The 20,530-nt window shown below is 54.2% G+C and carries 18 protein-coding genes and 1 tRNA gene; 4 read left to right on the top strand and 15 right to left on the bottom strand.

The genetic code is table 11. The annotated features are described in order from the left end of the window. Nucleotides 1-50 precede the first annotated feature (50 nt). The 13 genes from rnr to nnr all read right to left on the bottom strand — a co-directional run bounded on the left by rnr (nucleotide 51) and on the right by nnr (nucleotide 15,198). The gene (gene rnr, locus ACLD4F_RS15970; RefSeq protein ID WP_000076357.1) at nucleotides 51-2,489 is read right to left on the bottom strand and encodes a ribonuclease R; all 2,439 of its coding nucleotides are present in this window, start codon (nucleotides 2,487-2,489) and stop codon (nucleotides 51-53) included. 37 nt (nucleotides 2,490-2,526) lie between these two features. Then, nucleotides 2,527-2,952, bottom strand: coding sequence for a nitric oxide-sensing transcriptional repressor NsrR (nsrR, locus tag ACLD4F_RS15965; protein WP_001177632.1), 426 nt, complete (start codon nucleotides 2,950-2,952; stop codon nucleotides 2,527-2,529). Nucleotides 2,953-3,171: 219 nt separating this feature from the next. Further along, nucleotides 3,172-4,470 carry an adenylosuccinate synthase gene (gene purA, locus ACLD4F_RS15960; RefSeq protein WP_411010927.1) on the bottom strand — a complete coding sequence of 433 codons (1,299 nt, stop codon included), beginning with the start codon at nucleotides 4,468-4,470 and terminating at the stop codon, nucleotides 3,172-3,174. Nucleotides 4,471-4,572: 102 nt separating this feature from the next. After that, nucleotides 4,573-4,770, bottom strand: coding sequence for a DUF2065 domain-containing protein (locus tag ACLD4F_RS15955; RefSeq protein WP_001089290.1), 198 nt, complete (start codon nucleotides 4,768-4,770; stop codon nucleotides 4,573-4,575). A 78-nt stretch (nucleotides 4,771-4,848) separates the two neighbouring features. Continuing rightward, a complete protein-coding gene (gene hflC, locus ACLD4F_RS15950; RefSeq protein ID WP_001232417.1) occupies nucleotides 4,849-5,853 on the bottom strand; it encodes a protease modulator HflC in 1,005 nt (334 codons plus the stop codon). A gap of 2 nt (nucleotides 5,854-5,855) precedes the next feature. After that, a complete protein-coding gene (gene hflK / locus ACLD4F_RS15945; RefSeq protein WP_000312505.1) occupies nucleotides 5,856-7,115 on the bottom strand; it encodes an FtsH protease activity modulator HflK in 1,260 nt (419 codons plus the stop codon). Between the two features lie 214 nt (nucleotides 7,116-7,329). After that, nucleotides 7,330-8,610: a ribosome rescue GTPase HflX gene (gene hflX / locus ACLD4F_RS15940; RefSeq protein WP_000460338.1), complete on the bottom strand. Its 1,281-nt coding sequence runs from the start codon at nucleotides 8,608-8,610 to the stop codon at nucleotides 7,330-7,332. Nucleotides 8,611-8,681: 71 nt separating this feature from the next. Next, nucleotides 8,682-8,990: an RNA chaperone Hfq gene (gene hfq, locus ACLD4F_RS15935; RefSeq protein WP_001051875.1), complete on the bottom strand. Its 309-nt coding sequence runs from the start codon at nucleotides 8,988-8,990 to the stop codon at nucleotides 8,682-8,684. An 82-nt stretch (nucleotides 8,991-9,072) separates the two neighbouring features. Continuing rightward, nucleotides 9,073-10,023: a tRNA (adenosine(37)-N6)-dimethylallyltransferase MiaA gene (gene miaA, locus ACLD4F_RS15930; RefSeq protein ID WP_001000734.1), complete on the bottom strand. Its 951-nt coding sequence runs from the start codon at nucleotides 10,021-10,023 to the stop codon at nucleotides 9,073-9,075. Continuing rightward, nucleotides 10,016-11,872 carry a DNA mismatch repair endonuclease MutL gene (gene mutL / locus ACLD4F_RS15925; RefSeq protein WP_411010926.1) on the bottom strand — a complete coding sequence of 619 codons (1,857 nt, stop codon included), beginning with the start codon at nucleotides 11,870-11,872 and terminating at the stop codon, nucleotides 10,016-10,018. The genes miaA and mutL overlap by 8 nt, the downstream gene beginning before the upstream one ends. Before the next feature lie 9 nt (nucleotides 11,873-11,881). Next, nucleotides 11,882-13,201, bottom strand: a complete 1,320-nt coding sequence (gene amiB, locus ACLD4F_RS15920) for an N-acetylmuramoyl-L-alanine amidase AmiB (protein WP_000640362.1) — start codon at nucleotides 13,199-13,201, stop codon at nucleotides 11,882-11,884. A 16-nt stretch (nucleotides 13,202-13,217) separates the two neighbouring features. Then, nucleotides 13,218-13,679 (bottom strand): tRNA (adenosine(37)-N6)-threonylcarbamoyltransferase complex ATPase subunit type 1 TsaE, encoded by a 462-nt coding sequence (gene tsaE / locus ACLD4F_RS15915; protein WP_000981984.1) that lies wholly within the window; start codon nucleotides 13,677-13,679, stop codon nucleotides 13,218-13,220. Continuing rightward, nucleotides 13,651-15,198 (bottom strand): bifunctional ADP-dependent NAD(P)H-hydrate dehydratase/NAD(P)H-hydrate epimerase, encoded by a 1,548-nt coding sequence (gene nnr, locus ACLD4F_RS15910; RefSeq protein WP_000968670.1) that lies wholly within the window; start codon nucleotides 15,196-15,198, stop codon nucleotides 13,651-13,653. Before nnr ends, tsaE begins: the two co-directional genes overlap by 29 nt. Here nnr and queG point away from each other — a divergent pair. Beyond that, nucleotides 15,197-16,336, top strand: a complete 1,140-nt coding sequence (gene queG / locus ACLD4F_RS15905) for a tRNA epoxyqueuosine(34) reductase QueG (protein ID WP_411010925.1) — start codon at nucleotides 15,197-15,199, stop codon at nucleotides 16,334-16,336. The two genes, nnr and queG, sit on opposite strands and share 2 nt — an antisense overlap. Nucleotides 16,337-16,605: 269 nt before the next feature. On the opposite strand, the gene ACLD4F_RS15900 is transcribed toward queG, so the two are convergent. Further along, a tRNA-Gly gene (locus ACLD4F_RS15900) sits at nucleotides 16,606-16,681 on the bottom strand. A 275-nt stretch (nucleotides 16,682-16,956) separates the two neighbouring features. Here ACLD4F_RS15900 and ACLD4F_RS15895 point away from each other — a divergent pair. Next, entirely contained in the window at nucleotides 16,957-17,697 is a 741-nt protein-coding gene (locus ACLD4F_RS15895) for an arginine ABC transporter substrate-binding protein (RefSeq protein WP_411010924.1), read from the top strand. A gap of 61 nt (nucleotides 17,698-17,758) precedes the next feature. On the opposite strand, the gene orn is transcribed toward ACLD4F_RS15895, so the two are convergent. After that, nucleotides 17,759-18,304, bottom strand: a complete 546-nt coding sequence (gene orn, locus ACLD4F_RS15890) for an oligoribonuclease (protein WP_001271546.1) — start codon at nucleotides 18,302-18,304, stop codon at nucleotides 17,759-17,761. 106 nt (nucleotides 18,305-18,410) lie between these two features. Between orn and rsgA the strand changes: the two genes are divergently transcribed. Both rsgA and asd read left to right on the top strand, forming a co-directional pair. After that, the gene (gene rsgA, locus ACLD4F_RS15885; RefSeq protein WP_000041945.1) at nucleotides 18,411-19,463 is read left to right on the top strand and encodes a small ribosomal subunit biogenesis GTPase RsgA; all 1,053 of its coding nucleotides are present in this window, start codon (nucleotides 18,411-18,413) and stop codon (nucleotides 19,461-19,463) included. A 91-nt stretch (nucleotides 19,464-19,554) separates the two neighbouring features. Further along, complete coding sequence (asd, locus tag ACLD4F_RS15880; protein ID WP_000934951.1) at nucleotides 19,555-20,523, top strand: archaetidylserine decarboxylase; 969 nt, start codon at nucleotides 19,555-19,557, stop codon at nucleotides 20,521-20,523. Nucleotides 20,524-20,530 lie beyond the last annotated feature (7 nt).

The raw sequence follows: 20,530 nt of genomic DNA, 5'->3' as shown, positions 1-20,530 counted from the left end.
TTGCCCGGCCTACAGATAATTCACCCTCTTCTGTTTGAAGAGGGTATTGCTCACTCTGCCGCTTTTTTCTTCGCCGCACGCTTCGCTTTGGTCGCTGCGGCTATTTTCTGCGTTTTAGCCGATGGCTTTTTTGCTTTTCTCGCGTCTTTTTTCGCTGCTTTCGGCTTCGCTTTTTTCTCGCCGCGGAAGGCGCTATCAGGCTCGAAGTTAACTTTTTTACCTACCTGACGACGTTTACCGGCGTTTTTACTTTCACCTTTTTTCGCTTTTTCACGCGCCGTTTTGCCGACGTTACGCGGTGCGCGCTCGCTGGAGATCAGGCTAAAGTCAATTTTCCGTTCGTCCATATTCACCGCTTCGACGCGTACCTCGACCCGGTCGCCCAGGCGATATGTCTGGCCGCCGGACTCGCCAATCAGGCGTTGCCCTACCTGATCGAAACGATAGTAATCGTTATCCAGTGAGGAAACGTGTACCAGCCCATCGATAAACAGTTCATCAAGACGGACAAAGAAGCCGAAACCGGTGACACTGGCAATCACGCCCTTAAAGACGTTGCCTACCTGATCCAGCATAAAGTCACATTTCAGCCAGTCGGAGACATCACGCGTCGCTTCATCAGCGCGGCGTTCCGCCATCGAACAGTGTTGGCCGAGCTGCAACATCTCTTCCATCGAGTAGTGATAACCGCCCGTTTCTGTGGTGTTGCCCTTGTTCCCTTGCTCTTTCGCCAGCAGGTACTTAATGGCGCGGTGCAAAGAAAGATCCGGATAGCGGCGAATCGGCGAGGTAAAGTGTGCATAAGACTGCAACGCCAGGCCAAAGTGCCCGCGGTTTTCCGGATCGTAAATCGCCTGCTTCATTGAACGCAGCAGCATAGTTTGCAGCATTTCGGCGTCCGGCCGGTCGGCAATCGATTCAAGCAGTTCGGCATAATCGCGCGGCTCCGGTTTATTTCCGCCCGGCAGCTCCAACCCCAGCTCCGCCAGTACGGAGCGGAATGAGGTGATCGCTTCGGTGGTGGGTTTATCATGAATACGGAATAGCGCCGGCTCTTTAGCTTTTTCGACAAAGCGCGCCGCCGAGATATTCGCCATGATCATGCACTCTTCGATAAGCTTATGCGCGTCATTACGCTGGGTCTGTTCGATACGCTCAATGCGACGTTCGGCGTTAAAGATAAACTTCGCCTCTTCGCTCTCAAACGAGATCCCCCCGCGCTCTTCACGCGCTTTATCCAGCACTTTGTAGAGGTTGTGCAGCTCTTCAATATGCTTCACCAGCGGCGCATATTGTTCACGCAGATCCTGATCGCCCTGCAGCATATGCCAGACTTTGGTATAGGTCAGACGCGCATGGGAGCTCATCACCGCTTCATAGAATTTGTAGCCGGTCAGCCGACCTTTCGCCGAGATGGTCATTTCACAGACCATACACAGCCTGTCAACCTGCGGGTTTAGCGAACACAGGCCGTTGGAGAGCACCTCCGGCAACATTGGGACAACCTGTGACGGGAAGTAAACCGACGTGCCGCGATTGCGCGCCTCGCGATCCAACGGCGTTGGCGGCCGTACATAATAGCTCACGTCAGCAATAGCGACCCACAAACGCCAGCCGCCGCCGCGTTTTTTCTCACAGTAAACCGCGTCGTCAAAGTCACGGGCATCTTCGCCATCAATCGTGACCAGCGGCAAATCGCGCAGATCGACACGACCGACTTTCGCCTCTTCCGGCACCTCTTCTTTCAGCCCGGCGACCTGCTGCTCTACCGCCTGCGGCCAGATGTAGGGTATTTCATGGGTACGCAGCGCCATATCAACCGCCATACCGGTGCCCATATTGTCGCCCAGCACTTCGACGATTTTCCCTACCGCTTTAGTACGGCGAGTTGGACGTTGGGTCAGTTCAACCACGACCACGAACCCCATCCGCGCGCCCATGACGTCTTCTGGCGGGATAAGAATGTCGAAGCTGAGACGGCTGTCGTCCGGCACTACAAAGCCGACGCCCGCATCGGTGAAATAACGCCCGACTATCTGACTGGTTTTCGGTACCAGTACACGGACGATACGCGCTTCGCGGCGACCTTTACGATCGGCGCCCAGCGGCTGCGCCAGCACCTGATCGCCATGAATACAGGTTTTCATCTGCTCGCTGGAAAGATACAAATCGTCTTTGCGGCCTTCGACACGTAAGAAACCGTAACCGTCACGATGACCGATCACGGTGCCTTTCAGCAGGTCGAGGCGTTCCGGCAGCGCATAGCACTGGCGGCGGGTAAAGACCAGTTGTCCGTCGCGTTCCATCGCGCGCAGACGGCGACGCAAGGCTTCAAGCTGCTCTTCGCCTTCAATATTCAGTTCTACGGCCAGTTCTTCGCGACTGGCCGGTTTTTCACGTTTCGTTAAATGTTCGAGGATAAATTCCCGGCTCGGGATAGGATTCGCGTATTTTTCTGCTTCGCGTTCCTGGAAAGGATCTTGTGACATTGAGGTTCCTCCATTGTCATCTCTAATGAAGTTTACTTCACTCCACCAGTAATAATTTATAAAGCGGTTGATTCTCTTCAACCAAATCGGCAAGCGTGTAGTTATCCAGCTCCTTGAGAAAACTCTGCACGGCCTTAGAAAGCGCCTGTTTCAGACGACAGGCAGGGGTGATGTGGCAAAACTCGCTGCTACAGTTGACCAGTGATAAGGGTTCCAGCTCACGCACCACATCGCCAATACAAATAGTATTAGCCGGTTTACCCAGGCGGATACCGCCATTTTTTCCCCGAACGGCGGTGACAAAGCCCGCCCGGCTAAGCTGATTGATAATTTTGACCATATGATTACGGGACACGCCGTAGACTTCTGTCACCTCAGAAATGCTGGTCATTCGTCCATCTGGTAACGACGCCATATAGATTAGCGCACGTAAGCCGTAATCGGTGAAACTCGTTAACTGCACATCAACCTCAGGAAAAGGGAAAACGGGATATAACTTATCTGTATTGATGATAAACCAGCCACCTGTCAGGCTGCTAATTTATTTCGGTTCAGGAAGGAAAAAAGCGGGGAACAATGACGCATTTGAACCGAAGGGTGATGCAAAGCATCTTATCCGGCCAACAAATGCGTACTCATCATAGACCCGGTAAGCGTAGCGTTACCGGGCATCATCCATCAATTACGCGTCGAACGGGTCGCGCAGAATCATCGTCTCAGTACGATCGGGGCCGGTAGAAATAATATCAATCGGCACGCCGGTCAGTTCTTCAATACGCTTGATGTAGTTCAGTGCCGCCTGCGGCAGACCGCTACGATCTTTCACGGCGAAGGTGGATTCAGACCAGCCCGGCATGGTTTCGTAAATCGGCTCTACACCTTTCCAGTCGTCAGCTGCCAGCGGAGTGGTAGTCACTTCGCGACCATCCGGCATACGGTAAGCCACGCAGAGTTTCACCTCTTTCAGGCCATCCAGCACGTCCAGTTTGGTCAGGCAGAAGCCAGACAGGGAGTTCAGCTGTACCGCACGACGAACGGCAACGGTGTCCAGCCAGCCGGTACGACGACGACGGCCGGTAGTAGCGCCGTATTCGTTACCCTGCTTGCAGAGGAACTCGCCGGTTTCATCAAACAGCTCAGTCGGGAACGGACCTGCACCTACACGAGTGGAGTAAGCTTTGAGGATACCCAGAACGTAATCAACATAACGCGGGCCCAGGCCGGAACCGGTCGCCACGCCACCTGCAGTGGTGTTAGAAGAAGTTACGTACGGATAAGTACCGTGGTCGATATCCAGCAGAGTACCCTGCGCACCTTCAAACATGACGAAATCGCCACGCTGACGCGCCTGGTCGAGCAGGTCCGAAACGTCAACAACCATAGAAGTCAGGATGTCGGCAACAGCCATCGTATCATCCAGAACTTTCTGGTAATCAACCGCTTCAACTTTGTAGTAGTTAACCAACTGGAAGTTGTGATATTCCATCACTTCTTTCAGTTTTTCAGCGAAGGTTTCTTTGTCGAAAAGGTCACCAACACGCAGACCGCGACGTGCCACTTTATCTTCATAAGCAGGCCCGATTCCACGACCGGTGGTGCCGATCGCTTTCGCGCCACGCGCTTTCTCACGCGCGTTATCCAGCGCAACGTGATAATCAAGGATCAGCGGACAGGCTTCAGACAGCAGCAGACGCTCACGAACGGGGATGCCACGGTCTTCCAGTTCTTTCATCTCTTTCATCAGCGCGCTCGGAGACAGCACAACACCGTTACCGATGATGCTGGTTACATTCTCGCGAAGAATACCTGATGGAATAAGATGGAGAACGGTTTTTTCACCGTTGATTACGAGAGTATGGCCTGCGTTGTGACCGCCCTGGTAGCGTACAACATATTTAGCCCGTTCAGTCAGAAGATCGACGATCTTTCCTTTACCTTCGTCACCCCATTGGGTGCCCAGTACGACGACGTTGTTACCCATTTTTCAAAATCACCGTTTGCTTAAAAATGGATTCTACCATCGCTTTTTCAGATATACAGCACTTTTTGCACTCAATCTGCGGCAAATCCGACCACTTTTTGCTCAGCCAATCGTTTTCCTCAACATGTAGTAGACCACAACTCCCGCAACCACAAGTCCGCCGCCAAAACGACGTAAAACATTTTCCGGCAGTTGCGCCAGTGCCGAAACCATTTTTTTCCATGCGCCGGGATACAGCATCGGTCCCAGCCCTTCGAGGACTAATACCAGAGCAAGCGCCAACCAGATTGTTGAATTCATTTATCGCCCTTATAAAAGAAAACCACCGGCATCCTTTGGATGCGGTGGTTTTGCTGGTCTAAAACCGCTGACGCTATTTTAGCGTGTCGTCGAACTCGGTGTCTTCATGTAGCGGAAGAAATCGCTGTCCGGGCTCAGTACCATCACGTCCTGATTACCTTCGAAGCTCTTCTCGTAAGCGCGCAGACTACGAATGAACGCGTAGAAATCAGGGTCCTGGCTGAACGCGTCGGCAAACAGCTTCGCGGCTTCAGCATCACCTTCACCACGCATGATACGCCCCTGACGCTCGGCTTCCGCCAGAGTTTTCGTCACCTCATAGTCAGCAGCCGCACGCAGTTTTTCCGCTTCTTCCTGACCTTGTGAACGATGACGACGCGCGACCGCTTCACGCTCGGCGCGCATACGGTTGTAAATCGCCTCAGAAACCTCGGTCGGCAGGTTGATCTGCTTAATACGCACATCGACCACTTCGATACCCAACGCCGCCATACTGTTCGGGTTGATGACCGGTACTTTACCTTTGGTTTCCGCCGTGACGCGTTCCGCCGCTTCGGCAATCGCGTCATCCGCCGCCGGGGTCGCTACTTCATCATCGGTACCGGCTGAACCGGAGTTCAGCGCGTCGCGCACTTCCAGAGTCAGACGACCACGAGAATCGGTCACGATGTCTTTTACGTCCAGGCGACCAATCTCAGAACGCAAACGGTCCGAGAATTTACGTTTTAACAGCACTTCGGCTTGCGAAATATCGCCGCCGCCGGTCGCCAGATAGTAACGGCTAAAGTCGCTGATACGCCATTTGATGTAGGAGTCGACAATCAGGTCTTTCTTCTCTTTAGTCACAAAGCGATCGGCCTGGTTATCCATCGTCTGGATACGCGCATCAAGCATTTTCACTGATTCAATAAACGGGATCTTAAAGTGCAGACCCGGCGCGTAAACCAGCGGTTTGTTCTCATCGTCACGCAGAACTTTACCAAAACGCAGCGTAATGCCGCGCTCGCCCTCTTTGACCACAAAGACGGACATGTAGAGCACTACCAGCACGATGATGATAATCGCAATAACTGACTTACGCATCGTTATTCCCCCTGACGCTGGTAGTCGTTACGCTGCGCATTCGCGCGGCGTTGGTCCATAATATCGCCCTGATTTGAGGACGACGTGTTGCTTGCTCCGCTGGCGTTAGACTTTGTGGACGGCGGCAGGCGCAGCAGGTTGCTGGCGCTATTGTCGCTCTTTGCCGCCGGCGCATTCCCGCCTTTCAGCATCTGATCTAACGGCAGCACCATTAAATTACCGCTCTTGTCGTTAACCAGTACTTTACGGGTATGGCTCAGCACTTTTTCCATCGTTTCAATATACAGACGCTCGCGCGTAATCTGCGGCGCGGCTTTATATTCCGGCAAAATCTTCGCAAACCGGGCGACTTCACCCTGTGCTTCCAGGATAGTCTGGGTTTTATAGGCGCGTGCCTCTTCCAGAATACGCTGCGCCTGACCGTTGGCGCGCGGCTGAACTTCGTTGGTATACGCTTCCGCTTCACGAATGTACTGCTGCTCGTTTTCACGTGCGGCAATCGCGTCGTCAAAGGCGGCTTTCACCTCTTCCGGCGGACGCGCAGCCTGGAAGTTCACGTCCAGCAGGGTAATCCCCATGTTGTACGGTTTGATAGTCTCTTCCAGCTCGCGTTGGGTATCGCTACGAATAACGGTACGGCCTTCGGTCAGGATGCGATCCATCGTGTATTTGCCAATGACGCCACGCAGCGCGCTGTCGGTGGCCTGACGCAGGCTATCGTCCGGGCTGGTCACGCTAAACAGATATTTCTGCGGATCGGTGACGCGGTATTGCACGTTCATTTCAACGCGCACGACGTTTTCATCAGACGTCAGCATCACGCCTGACGCCGCCAGTTCGCGCACCGCTTCGACGTTCACCGGCGTGACGTCGTCAATAAATGTCGGCTTCCAGTTCAGACCTGGCTCTACCAGATGGCTGAATTTACCAAAACGCGTCACAACGCCACGCTCGGCTTCTTTAATGGTATAAAAACCGCTGGCCGCCCAGATAATGACTACTGCCGCCGCGGCGATGGCGACAATACGGCCTCCCAGTTGCGGACGCGGGCCTTGCGATGAGCTACCGCCGCCGGAACCGGTGCCTTTACCGCCCCCAAAACCACCGAGTTTTTTACTCAGCTTACGGAAGATATCATCCAGATCGGGAGGTCCCTGATCGCGGCCACCTTTGTTTCCATTTCCCCCAGAGTTGCTGCCAGGTTTGCTGCTTCCCCACGGGTCGCGGTCCTGTCCGTTATTACCGGGCTGATTCCACGCCATGTTTGTGCTCCATATTTGTTATGCGGTGATCCCCGTTGTCTTTCGACCTCAGAGGATAAGGCGAAATTACTCCATGCTTCAGACGAACCGCCGTTACAGACATCATCTTTCAGGCTGCGTCTTGAGTGGCGGCTTTTTTACCCCAGGTCACTTAGTTGTGAGCTCCTGAGATTCTCTCAGCTACCGCCTCAATACGACCTGAATGACTTCGCGTCTAGATCACGTATTCGATCAACGCCGGTTCTTGTTTACAGAGGCGACGCCAGTCGACAATCGGCATTCGTACCTGCAGACTGACGCTACCGTCTTCCTCCATCCACTCTTTTTCTATTGCCTGAAGCTGATAAAACCGGCTTCTCAGACGCCCTTCCTGCGGCGGCAAACGCAGCGTATGCTGCGCCACCTCGCCGGAAAGACGCTCCGTCAAAGCCTGAAAAAGCTGTGGTATTCCCACGCCGCTTTGCGCTGAAAGCCAAACACGGATGGGTTTATTCTCTTCATCTCTGTCGATACGCGGTTCAAAGTCGTCCAGCATATCGATTTTGTTCATCACCATTAAGGTGGGGATTTCGTGAGCGTCAATCTCTTCAAGAACGGTGTTTACCGCCTCGATGTTTTCCTGCACACGAACATCCGCCGCATCAACCACATGCAGCAGCAGCGTCGCCTGACGCGTCTCCTGCAGGGTAGCTTTAAAGGCAGCCACCAGATCGTGCGGTAAATGGCGGATAAAGCCTACCGTATCCGCCAGAACGGTTTCACCGACATCCGCTACATCAATACGACGTAACGTGGGGTCCAGCGTCGCAAATAGCTGATCTGCCGCATAGACCCGCGCTTCAGTGATCTGATTAAAAAGGGTGGATTTTCCGGCGTTGGTATAGCCCACCAGCGATACCGTCGGAACGTCGGCCTTGATGCGCGACTGCCGCCCCTGCTCACGTTGCTTCTCAACTTTCTCCAGGCGCGACTGAATCTGCACAATGCGATTACGCAGTAAACGACGGTCGGTTTCGAGCTGGGTTTCACCCGGACCGCGCAAACCAATCCCGCCTTTCTGACGTTCAAGGTGGGTCCAGCCACGCACCAGACGCGTAGCCAGATGGCGTAGCTGCGCCAGCTCAACCTGCAACTTACCTTCATGGGTACGCGCACGTTGGGCAAAAATATCTAAGATAAGACCGGTGCGATCGATAACCCGGCACTCGCACAAACGCTCCAGGTTTCGCTCCTGGGCTGGACTCAATGCATGATCAAACAATACGACCGCTGCGCCAGTCGCTTTCACGGCTTCCGCAATTTCAACTGCCTTACCTTCACCTACAAAGTACTTCGGGTGCGGTGCTTTACGGCTACCGGTAATCACCTGCATTGCTTCGACACCGGCGGAAGAGACCAGAGATTCAAACTCCTGGAGGTCTTCCATATCTTTGTCTTGCGAAAAATAGATGTGTACCAGTACCGCCTGCTCACCGGCATCATAACGGTCAAACAAGCGTAAACCCTCTTAATAACCAGCGGGGGCGATTATCCGACGCCCCCGACATGGATAAACAGCGCGTGAACTTATTCAGTCTCTTCGCTGTCCTGTTGCGCAGTAGAACCCTGCGCGTTGCTACCGTGATGGTAGTTATTGCTGGCACCGCCACCGGCATTGTTGCTGTGATGGGAAACCGGGCGAGACGGGACAACAGTAGAAATCGCGTGCTTATAAACCATCTGGCTGACCGTGTTCTTCAACAGGATCACGAACTGATCAAAGGACTCGATTTGACCTTGCAGCTTAATACCATTCACCAAATAAATAGAAACTGGAACACGTTCCCGACGCAATGCGTTCAGGAACGGATCTTGTAAAGATTGCCCCTTAGCCATTCTCTTTTCCTTATATGCTTATTTGTACTTTGAACCTTTCGATTCTGAAAAATTGCGCACGATACGTCTCAATTGTACACATTCAGTCTGCGATAGCACCAACAACCTGTAATACTTCTTTTCGCGCCCGATCGGGATTCTCACTGTCAAGCCAGCGCACCCCTTCCCAACCGCGCAACCAGGTCATCTGGCGCTTCGCCAACTGTCTCGTGGCGCAAACACCTCTATAAACCATTTCATCATATGAGATTTCGCCCTCAATGTATGACCACATCTGGCGGTATCCCACACAACGGATGGAAGGCAAGTCCGTATGCAAATCTCCTCGGGCAAAAAGCGCCCGGACTTCTGCTTCAAAACCTGAAGCCAACATCTGATGAAAACGCAGTTCAATGCGCTGATGGAGCAGTTCACGGCTCGCCGGGGCGATAGCGAACTGATGCACCTGGTACGGTAGCGCGTCTCCTGACGTTTGCGTTAGCTCCGTTAAAGTTTTACCCGAAATGAAAAAAACTTCCAGTGCCCGGGAAAGTCTTTGCGGATCATTTGGATGAATTCGCGCGGCGGCAACCGGATCTATCTCCTGAAGTTGCTGATGCAACGCCTCCCATCCAAGCTCCGCTGCTTGCTGCTCTATCCGGGATCTGACTTCCGGATCTGCTGAAGGCAGCGGCGATAACCCTTCCAGCAATGCCTTAAAATACAGCATGGTACCGCCCACTAACAGCGGGATACGCCCCGCAGCGGTGATCTCCGCCATTTGCGCTAACGCGTCGCGGCGAAAATCCGCCGCCGAATACGCCTGCGACGGGTCGCGTATATCCAACAGTCGATGCGGCGCCGCTTTCAGCTCATCGGCATTCGGCTTAGCCGTGCCAATATCCATTCCCCGATAAATGAGGGCGGAATCAACGCTTATCAACTCTACTGGCAAAACTTTACGCAGTTCTATCGCCAGCGCCGTTTTGCCGGAGGCCGTCGGCCCCATCAAAAATATCGCCTTAGGCAGGCTCGCCTTGCTTACATCATTCATGCTTCAGGGCGTTCATCGCCGAATGTAAATCAACAGGTTGTAACAGGCCACCCGGCGGCGCTTTTATCAGCTGCGGACATAGCCGCTCAACATCCGCCAGCAGCGATATGGCCTGCGCCATCGACCACTGCGGATGTTCACTCTGCACATTACGCGCTATCCATTGTGCAATATTGGCCGTTGCAAATGTGGTCTGTTGCGCCAGGTAGCCTATCAGTTCAGGAATCAAGATTTGTAAATTTTGTTGTCGTAAGGGTAAAGGCACCGCCCGAATGGTCACATGCTGCGCATCTGACTGAAATTCAATACCCAATTCTCCCAACAAAGATTGGGCTTTTTGCAGCGCGGCTTTTTCATCGGCGCTCACTTTTAAACGCAGCGGAATCAGCAACGGCTGCGCGCAAACCGGACTTTGACCCGGTGTAAGCTGCGCCTGACGCAGCCAACGCTCCGCAACCGGCAGCGACAAGAGCTGGATAGTCCCCGCGTGTTCCAGCAACGCGCAGTCACCGCCGACTATTGTCAGTACGCGACCAAAACTCTGGCTATGTCCGTCAAGCGCAGGCGCAACCGGCTCCGGCGCGGGGCTCGTCGTCGGCGTCTGTAAAAGCGCGCGATAAACCTCGCCCTGCTGCTTCTGATAACCTGGCTGCGCGTGCGGCCAACCACCTGCGGACTGACGCCCGCCGTTGCCGCCCGATGCGCCGCCGGAATAACGCGGTGTCGCGGGCTCGCGCGCCGCAGTTGGCTCGGCGGGTACAGCAAAATGGTTGCGCCCGGCGGCGATACGGTTTTCCGGGACATGCCGCGGCGCTGGCGCAATCTCCTCCAGCGGCAGCGTCGTTTCCGTCTGCTGTTGCAGAACGCTCAGCACCCCTTGATAGATGAAGTCGTGCACCAGCCGGGATTGATGAAAACGCACTTCGTGCTTGGCGGGATGAACATTGACATCCACCTGATGCGGGTCAATCTCCAGATACAATACAAACGCAGGCTGTTGGTCCGCGCCCAGTTTATCTTCACAGGCCTGGCGAATGGCATGGTTGATCAAGCGGTCGCGCATCATGCGGCCATTCACATAGCAGTACTGGATCTCCGTTAACGCCGTGGTGGTGTGATTCGGATCGGCGACCCAGCCGCGCAGGGTCAGATCGCCATGCTGCCACTCGATCGCCAGTGCCTGTTCGAGAAACGGCGTGCCGCAGATGGCGCCTAACCGGCGCTCTTTTTGCCCGTCCTTTGCGACAGCGCGATACTGCCGTACCAATTTGCCGTTGTGCGACAGGTTAAGCGTGACGTCAAAACGGGCCAATGCAATACGACGGATGATCTCATCGATGTGATTAAATTCCGTTTTTTCGGTACGCATGAATTTGCGCCGGGCGGGCGTATTATAAAAGAGATCCAGAACTTCCAGGGTGGTGCCGACCGGGTGCGCGGCGGGTTTTACCGTCACGTCCATGTCGCGCCCTTCCGCGTACGCCTGCCAGGCTTCCGCCTGCTCCGCCGTGCGCGACGTTAGCGTCAAACGCGAGACCGAACTGATACTGGCCAGCGCTTCGCCGCGAAATCCCAGACTGATAATCGCTTCCAGATCGTCAAGCGAGGCGATTTTACTGGTGGCATGACGGGCCAGCGCCAGCGCCAGCTCCTCTTTTTTAATGCCGCAGCCATTGTCGCGAATACGAATAAGCTTCGCGCCGCCACGCTCGATGTCGATATCAACGCGGGTGGCGCCTGCATCCAGACTATTCTCTACCAGCTCTTTAACAACCGACGCAGGGCGTTCCACCACTTCGCCAGCGGCGATTTGGTTCGCAAGCTGCGGCGGCAGAACCTGAATCGGCATGAAATCTCCTTAATTCGCGGCGGTTATGGCGCCAGGCTGGTTGGTACTGGCCGTCTGGCCTGGGCCGCCCTGCGGCGCAGACTGGATCGGATGCGCTGCAAAGTACTTACGCAACCCCCGGTATATAGCGTCAGCAATCTGCTGCTGATAGCGGTCGCTCGCCAGCAATCGCTCTTCGCCGTGATTACTGATAAAGCCCGTCTCCACCAAAATGGACGGGATATCCGGCGAACGCAACACGCCCAGGCTCGCGTGTTCCGGGCGACGTTTATGCAGCGACCCCACGCCATCGAGTTGGCTTAGCACGTTCGTCGCCACATCATACCCTACCCGCTGCGAATGACCGAATTGCAAATCCAGTACCGCCTGGCTCAGGTAAGGGTCTGACTGACTGTTCGCCAGCACATCGCCAGCGCCGCCTAACAGTTCGGATTGCTTCTCATGCTGCTCAAGCCAGTTTGCCATTTCGCTGTTCGCGCGACGATTGGACAATACCCAGACGGAGGCGCCGGTGGCGTCGCGATTTGGCGCGGCATCCGCATGAATAGAGACAAGGAAGTTGGCGTTTTGCTTACGCGCCACGTCAGACCGCCCCATCACCGAAATAAAATAGTCGCCGTCACGCGTCAGCACGCCTTTAAACATCGGATCGTTATTCAGCAATGTGCGTAACTTACGCGCGATGGCGATGGTGACATTTTTCTCGCGCGTACCGCCCGGGCCTATCGCACCGGGGTCCTGGCCTCCATGTCCGGCATCAATAGCAATCACCACTTTATCGCCAGCGCCTGCCGACGCGCGCGCCGCAGGCCGCGTAACGGTATTGCTGCTGGTTACGCCGGTCAGGCGATCATCAGAAGATTTAAACGGATTACGGGCCGGCTCCGTCGGGCGGGGCGCGCTTTCAACCCGTTTCGCGACGACAGGCGGTGGCGGCGGCGGAACATCGGCATTAATGGTGAAAATGACCGTATAGTTGCCGCCGTTTTGCCGCTTCACAGCCTCGGTTTTACCATTTTCCGTCAGATCGACAAGCAACCGTAAAGATTGCGCATCTTTCGGCGTTCCGGCACGGATCGTTTTCACCAGATTGTTACCGCTAAACTGAAGCGGCAGCCCCTGAATCACGCCGGTCTGCCTGATATCCAGCGCCACGGTACGTTTACCGTCCTGTGAGTAAGCATATTCCGGCTCGCCGATAAAACTCAGCGTAATGCGCGCCTGCTGCTCGCCGTTGGACACCTGAATATCAGAGAGACTGGCGGCGCCCGCCTGCGCGCACAGCAGGATTAAGGCTGCTATTACGGCATTTTTGATGCGATAAATCATCCCGCCACCTTTATAGCTAATCGGCTAAACGCGCCAGTAACGAATGACCCGATGAGGATACCGCGCTTACGCGAGCCTCACGCCCCTGCGCCTGGTAATCAATATGGATTTCGACGTCCGGGTCGGGGAGAACGCCTTTACCTTGTTGCGGCCACTCCACCAGACAAATGGCGTCGTTGGCGAAATAATCGCGAATGCCCATAAACTCCAGCTCCTCCGGGTCCGCAAGACGGTATAAGTCGAAGTGATATACCATCATGTTATCAAGCGCATAAGGCTCTACCAGCGTATAGGTGGGGCTTTTTACATTACCGTTATGGCCTAACGCCTGTAAAAATCCCCGGCTAAACGTCGTTTTACCGGCACCTAAATCGCCATACAGATAAATAACGGTCGCGCCATCGCAGGCGTTGGCTACCCGTTGCCCCAGGTCTAGCGTCGCCTGTTCGTCAGGTAGCGGAATTACTCGATTCATCATGGTTTACGTCAATCACATCAGGGTTAACAATACGCCGCAGCGTAGTAAAAAGATCGGTCGCCAACATGCCGCGAGCGCCATAACGCGCTGCCAGTAAGTCCGCCGCCGCGCCGTGAGCCACACATCCCACACATGCCGCATCATACGGGGTAAACTTCTGTCCGAGCAATGCGCCGATGATGCCGGACAGGACATCGCCCATCCCGCCGCTCGCCATCCCCGCATTACCAGCGTCAATGATAGCCAGAGGGTGGTGTTCAGCGGCGATAATCGTTCCTGCGCCTTTTAACACGACCACGCCTCCATACCGTTTTACCAGACGCTGTGCTGAAAGTAAGCGATCACTTTCAATTTCTGCCACAGAACATCCTAACAGGCGGGCCGCCTCTCCCGGATGCGGCGTAATCACGCGATTGTGACGTTTATCAGGATTGATTGCCAGTAGGTTCAACGCATCCGCATCCCACAGCATAGGTTTACGGACGTTTTCTACTTTCTGTAAGGCTTTTTTGCCCCATTCCTGCTGCCCAAGCCCCGGGCCGATCACTACAACGTCAGCCCAGGTCAGGCTCTCTTCCAGCGACTGAGGCGTGAGTTCATGTACCATCAGTTCCGGGCGGGCCGTCAGCAACGGCGCGATGTTTTCACCGCGAGTCAGAACTCTGACCAACCCAGCCCCCGTACGCAGCGCCGCCTCGCCAGCCATCCGAATTGCGCCCGCTGTTCCCTGGTCGCCGCCAATAATCGCCAGACGACCATGATCGCCCTTATGCGAGGTCGGTCGACGCGGCGTTAGCCATTGCCCCAACTGCGTCGCGTCAAAACGCCGGAGCGGCGGCGTCTGGCTCGCCAGCCAGCCTTCCAGTCCCAACGCGTCATAATGCAATATGCCGGTAACGTCACGCGCTTTGCCGGTCAGCAGGCCTGGTTTCAGGGCGATAAACGTGACCGTATGCGCGGCGCTTATCACCGCGCCAGGCGTGGCGCCCGTTTGCGCCAGCAGACCTGACGGGATATCGACGGCGACAACCGGCGCAGGATGAGCGTTCGCCTGTTCAATCAGACCGGCTACCGGGTCGCGCGGCGCCTGGGCTATACCGGTGCCAAGCAGCGCGTCGATAATTAGATCCGTCGCTTCCGGCCAGATAATATCGGCAGCATGGATAATGCCGCCAGCATTCAGCCAGGCATCGCGCGCCTGCGCCGCTTCTTCAGGCAACGGTTTATCGCTCTCCTGCGCCAGCAACGTTACGCTAATGCCCGCCGCTTGCGCTAGTCGCGCCACGACGTAACCATCGCCGCCGTTGTTGCCATGACCACACAACACCAGCCAGTGTCGGGCGTCAGGGTAACTGTCACGGGCTACCCGAAACGCCGCGTCGCCAGCGCGCAGCATCAATTCATAGAGTGTGAGTCCGAAGGCATCCGCCGCATCGCGTTCCAGCCGTTTGATGTCATCGGCGGGCCAAATGGAGTGTGGTATACTTACAGGGTTTTTCTTCATGTTATGGTCCATCATGTCAAAGCCCCTCGATCTCAATCAGTTAGCGCAAAATATTAAGCAGTGGGGGCTGGAGCTGGGCTTTCAGCAGGTCGGTATTACTGATACCGACCTGCGCGCATCCGAACCTGCGCTGCAGGCGTGGCTGGACAAACAATACCACGGCGAGATGGCATGGATGGCGCGCCACGGTATGATGCGCGCCCGGCCTCATGAACTCTTACCCGGTACGCTACGTGTCATCAGCGTGCGCATGAACTATCTGCCCGCCAACGCCGCGTTTGCCAGTACGTTGAAGGATCCCACGCTGGGCTACGTTAGCCGATATGCGCTGGGGCGTGATTATCACAAGCTGTTACGCAGCCGCCTTAAAAAACTGGGCGAGCAGATCCAGCAGTACTGCGGTTCGCTGAATTTTAGACCGTTTGTCGACTCTGCGCCTATTCTTGAACGCCCATTAGCGGAAAAAGCCGGACTTGGCTGGACGGGTAAGCACTCACTTATCCTTAATCGGGAGGCAGGCTCATTCTTTTTCCTGGGGGAACTGCTGATTGATTTACCGCTGCCGGTCGACCAGCCGGTCGAAGAAGGTTGCGGCAAATGCGTCGCCTGTATGACCATTTGCCCGACCGGGGCGATTGTCGAACCGTATACGGTGGACGCGCGGCGCTGTATTTCTTATCTCACCATTGAGCTGGAAGGCGCTATTCCGGAAGCATTTCGCCGACTGATAGGCAACCGTATTTACGGCTGCGATGACTGCCAGCTTATCTGTCCGTGGAATCGTTACTCTCAGTTGACCGACGAAGCAGATTTTAGCCCACGCAAGGCGCTGCATAATCCAGATTTGCTTGAGTTGTTTAGCTGGAGCGAAGCGCAGTTTCTGAAAGTCACTGAAGGTTCTGCGATTCGGCGCATTGGTCATTTACGCTGGCTGCGAAATGTTGCCGTCGCGCTGGGGAATGCGCCGTGGAGTAATGCCGTCATTACGGCGCTGGAAAGCCGCAAGGGTGAGCATCCACTTCTCGATGAGCATATCGAATGGGCGATTGCGCAACAAATTGAAAAGCGCAACGCCTGCATCATTGAAGTGCAGCTACCGAAAAAACAGCGCCTGGTCAGGGTGATTGAAAAAGGGCTGGTGCGCGATGCCTGAATTATTCACAGGCTGTGTATAAAAATAAAAACACATTGCGATTCAAGAGGGAAAAAAGGAACAGTCAATAACGCTAACGTTTTGAAATCTTATTTTTTCTATATTTTTCAGTAAATTATAGAAATTCTACGCGTCAGGTATAATTTTTTGCATTCCAGGAGTAATGGGCCGCCCTGTGGATAAGTCTGTTTACAAGGATCTGACGAAAGCGGAACAAAACGTGCCCCAACGCGATATTCGTTGTGGATAATTTTACTGTAGATAAGAATTGGAGCGGGAAACGAGACTCGAACTCGCGACCCCGACCTTGGCAAGGTCGTGCTCTACCAACTGAGCTATTCCCGCAAATTTGTTGCTGTCGTAATTCGCATTTCTGCGTCGTTACGGGAGGCGCATTATACGAGAAATCCATTTAGCTGCAAGCCCCTGAACGCATTTTTTCGCGATTTTTGTTTGAATGCTGATTAAATCACCAAACAAGACAAAAAACGAGCAAAGCGTGCGCTATGCAACAAAAAACTTTTCACGCCACGCCTAAAGGCACAGAATCAGAATAGCACCCTGCGCCAAAAAAAGAATAGCACGGTGACCACAACATCCAATTGATATCAGGGATCAAGATGAAAAAAAAACTTATTGTCATGCTGTTAGCCAGCCTCTCCGTTCACGCCGCTTCCGTTTCCGCCAGAACATTACATTTTGGCACCTCCGCCACCTATGCGCCCTATGAGTTTGTCGATGCCGATAATAAAATTGTTGGTTTCGATATTGATGTCGCCAACGCGGTCTGCAAAGAGATGCAAGCGGAGTGCTCATTCACTAACCAGAGCTTTGATAGTCTGATCCCCGGCCTACGCTTCAAAAAGTTTGATGCGGTGATCGCCGGTATGGATATGACGCCCAAACGTGAACAGCAGGTCTCCTTTAGCCAACCCTATTACGAAGGTTTATCGGCGGTAGTCGTCACGCGTAAAGGGGCTTATCACACTTTTGCCGATCTGAAAGGCAAAAAAGTCGGTCTGGAAAACGGTACAACGCATCAGCGCTATTTGCAGGATAAACAACAAGCCATCACGCCTGTCGCCTATGACAGCTATCTAAACGCCTTTACCGATCTGAAAAACAACCGTCTTGAGGGCGTGTTTGGCGATGTCGCCGCGATTGGTAAGTGGCTAAAAAACAATCCGGATTACGCCATCATGGATGAACGCGCCAGCGATCCTGACTACTACGGAAAAGGGTTAGGCATTGCGGTACGCAAAGGCAACGACGCGCTATTGCAAGATATTAATGCCGCGCTCGACAAGGTGAAAGCATCGCCGGAATATGCACAAATGCAGGAGAAATGGTTTACGCAGTAATTCAGTGGCGGGAGAGCTGCCGGATGAGACGCTCTGGCGTTGCCATCCGGCATGTTACGCCTCACAGCTTAATGAAATGCTCGCGGTAGTAAGCCAGCTCCGCCACCGACTCGCGAATATCATCCATCGCCTGGTGCGTGCCCTGCTTGGTAAAGCCGGCCAGAATCTCCGGCTTCCAGCGGCGCGCCAGTTCCTTGAGCGTACTGACATCCAGATAGCGATAGTGGAAGTAAGCCTCCAGTTCCGGCATATATTTAAACAGAAAACGACGATCCTGACCGATGCTGTTACCGCAAATCGGCGACTTACCCGCAGGCACCCACGTTTTCAGAAATTCAATCGTCGCCAGTTCAGCGTCTCGTTCGCCCATCGTACTTGCCTTAACGCGATCTACCAGGCCGCTGCCGGTATGGGTGCGCACGTTCCAGTCATCCATTAACGCCAGTTGCGCATCGGATTGATGTACCGCAATCGTCGGCCCTTCCGCCAGAATGTTCAGGCTGGCATCCGTCACCAGTGTGGCTATCTCAATAATGCGATCGCGCTCGGGGTCCAGACCTGTCATCTCCAGATCGATCCAAATCAGGTTGTTTTCATCGGCACTCATGCTATTTTCCACCCTTCAGAGGTCACATTCACTGTGACTATATTCATCTACAATTGCGTGTATCATAGATGTTTTGCCCACTATGGGCGACCAGGAGCCAGTACGATTGAGCAAAAATAAACTCTCCAAAGGCCAGCAGCGCCGTGTGAACGCCAATCACCAGCGTCGTTTAAAAACGTCCGCGGAGAAAGCCGACTACGATGACAACCTGTTTGGCGAGCCTGCAGAAGGTATCGTCATTAGCCGTTTTGGTATGCATGCCGATGTGGAGTCTGCTGACGGCGAGGTTCACCGTTGCAATATCCGCCGCACTATCCGTTCGCTGGTGACGGGCGATCGCGTCGTCTGGCGTCCGGGCAAAGCCGCCGCAGAGGGCGTCAACGTAAAAGGCATCGTTGAAGCGGTGCATGAGCGCACCTCGGTATTGACGCGCCCGGACTTCTACGACGGCGTGAAGCCTATTGCCGCCAACATTGACCAAATCGTTATCGTCTCCGCGATTTTGCCGGAGCTGTCGCTGAATATCATCGATCGCTACCTGGTCGGCTGTGAAACCCTACAGGTTGAGCCGCTTATCGTACTCAATAAAATTGATCTGCTGGACGACGAAGGTATGGACTTCGTTAATGAGCAGATGGATATCTACCGCAATATCGGCTATCGCGTGCTGATGGTCTCCAGCCATACGCAGGATGGTCTGAAACCGCTGGAAGAGGCGTTAACCGGTCGCATCAGTATTTTTGCCGGGCAGTCCGGCGTCGGAAAATCCAGCCTGCTAAATGCTCTGCTCGGCTTACAGAACGAGATTCTGACGAACGATGTGTCGAATGTCTCCGGTCTGGGTCAACATACCACTACCGCTGCTCGTCTGTATCATTTCCCGCATGGCGGCGATGTCATTGATTCTCCCGGCGTGCGCGAGTTCGGCTTATGGCATCTGGAGCCGGAACAAATCACCCAGGGCTTTGTCGAATTTCATGACTATTTGGGACATTGCAAATACCGGGACTGCAAGCATGACGCCGATCCAGGCTGCGCCATTCGCGAAGCGGTAGAGAACGGCGCTATTGCGGAAACCCGTTTCGAAAATTATCACCGAATTCTTGAAAGTATGGCGCAGGTAAAAACGCGTAAAAACTTTTCTGATACGGACGACTGACAGATACGCTAGGCGTCGTTAGAATCGTCCACTTTTTTCAGGATACCGGTATAACTGCCGGTTCAGGAACAACAATGGCCTGGAGGCTACCTTGTTAAACTCATTTAAACTTTCGCTACAATACATTCTGCCGAAACTATGGCTCACTCGCCTGGCGGGCTGGGGCGCAAGCAAACGAGCAGGATGGCTGACAAAACTGGTTATCGATCTCTTCGTAAAGTATTACAAAGTCGATATGACTGAGGCGCAAAAACCGGATACCGCCAGCTATCGTACGTTCAATGATTTCTTTGTTCGTCCGCTGCGTGATGACGTGCGTCCGCTCAATACCGATCCTAACATCCTGGTGATGCCTGCCGACGGCGTGATAAGCCAGTTGGGTCGTATCGAAGAAGATAAAATTTTGCAGGCCAAAGGCCATAATTACAGCCTTGAGGCGTTGCTGGCGGGTAACTACCTGATGGCGGATAAGTTCCGCAACGGCACGTTTGTGACCACTTACCTCTCCCCTCGCGACTACCATCGCGTGCATATGCCATGCAACGGCATCCTGCGTGAAATGATCTACGTACCGGGCGATCTGTTCTCCGTTAACCATCTGACCGCGCAAAACGTCCCCAACCTGTTTGCCCGCAACGAGCGCGTTATCTGTCTGTTTGATACCGAGTTCGGCCCTATGGCGCAGATTCTGGTCGGCGCAACTATTGTCGGCAGTATCGAAACTGTCTGGGCGGGGACCATTACCCCGCCGCGCGAAGGCATCATCAAGCGCTGGACCTGGCCAGAAGGCGAACATGAAGGGTCTGTCGCCTTGTTGAAAGGCCAGGAGATGGGGCGCTTTAAACTGGGTTCCACGGTCATCAACTTATTTGCGCCGGGGAAAGTGAATCTGATCGAGTCGCTGGCAAGCCTGTCCGTTACCAAAATTGGCCAACCGCTGGCGACGTCGACCGAAACATTCGTCGCGCCGGAGGTAGAACCTGCTCCGCTGCCGGCAGAAGAAATTAAAGCCGAACACGACGCCAGCCCGCTGGTTGACAATAAAAAAGACGACACCTAATCAAGAG

The organism is Salmonella sp. 741265050_HSA (assembly GCF_046569445.1).
Taxonomy (GTDB): domain Bacteria; phylum Pseudomonadota; class Gammaproteobacteria; order Enterobacterales; family Enterobacteriaceae; genus Salmonella; species Salmonella enterica.
This window is presented reverse-complemented; position numbering and strand designations above follow the sequence as displayed.

Coding starts and splice junctions, on each gene's coding strand:
- rnr (WP_000076357.1), bottom strand. CDS start 2,489: ATGTCACAAGATCCTTTCCAGGAACGCGAAGCAGAAAAATACGCGAAT.
- purA (WP_411010927.1), bottom strand. CDS start 4,470: ATGGGTAACAACGTCGTCGTACTGGGCACCCAATGGGGTGACGAAGGT.
- ACLD4F_RS15955 (WP_001089290.1), bottom strand. CDS start 4,770: ATGAATTCAACAATCTGGTTGGCGCTTGCTCTGGTATTAGTCCTCGAA.
- hflC (WP_001232417.1), bottom strand. CDS start 5,853: ATGCGTAAGTCAGTTATTGCGATTATCATCATCGTGCTGGTAGTGCTC.
- hflK (WP_000312505.1), bottom strand. CDS start 7,115: ATGGCGTGGAATCAGCCCGGTAATAACGGACAGGACCGCGACCCGTGG.
- hfq (WP_001051875.1), bottom strand. CDS start 8,990: ATGGCTAAGGGGCAATCTTTACAAGATCCGTTCCTGAACGCATTGCGT.
- miaA (WP_001000734.1), bottom strand. CDS start 10,023: ATGAATGATGTAAGCAAGGCGAGCCTGCCTAAGGCGATATTTTTGATG.
- mutL (WP_411010926.1), bottom strand. CDS start 11,872: ATGCCGATTCAGGTTCTGCCGCCGCAGCTTGCGAACCAAATCGCCGCT.
- amiB (WP_000640362.1), bottom strand. CDS start 13,201: ATGATTTATCGCATCAAAAATGCCGTAATAGCAGCCTTAATCCTGCTG.
- tsaE (WP_000981984.1), bottom strand. CDS start 13,679: ATGATGAATCGAGTAATTCCGCTACCTGACGAACAGGCGACGCTAGAC.
- queG (WP_411010925.1), top strand. CDS start 15,197: ATGTCAAAGCCCCTCGATCTCAATCAGTTAGCGCAAAATATTAAGCAG.
- nnr (WP_000968670.1), bottom strand. CDS start 15,198: ATGATGGACCATAACATGAAGAAAAACCCTGTAAGTATACCACACTCC.
- ACLD4F_RS15895 (WP_411010924.1), top strand. CDS start 16,957: ATGAAAAAAAAACTTATTGTCATGCTGTTAGCCAGCCTCTCCGTTCAC.
- orn (WP_001271546.1), bottom strand. CDS start 18,304: ATGAGTGCCGATGAAAACAACCTGATTTGGATCGATCTGGAGATGACA.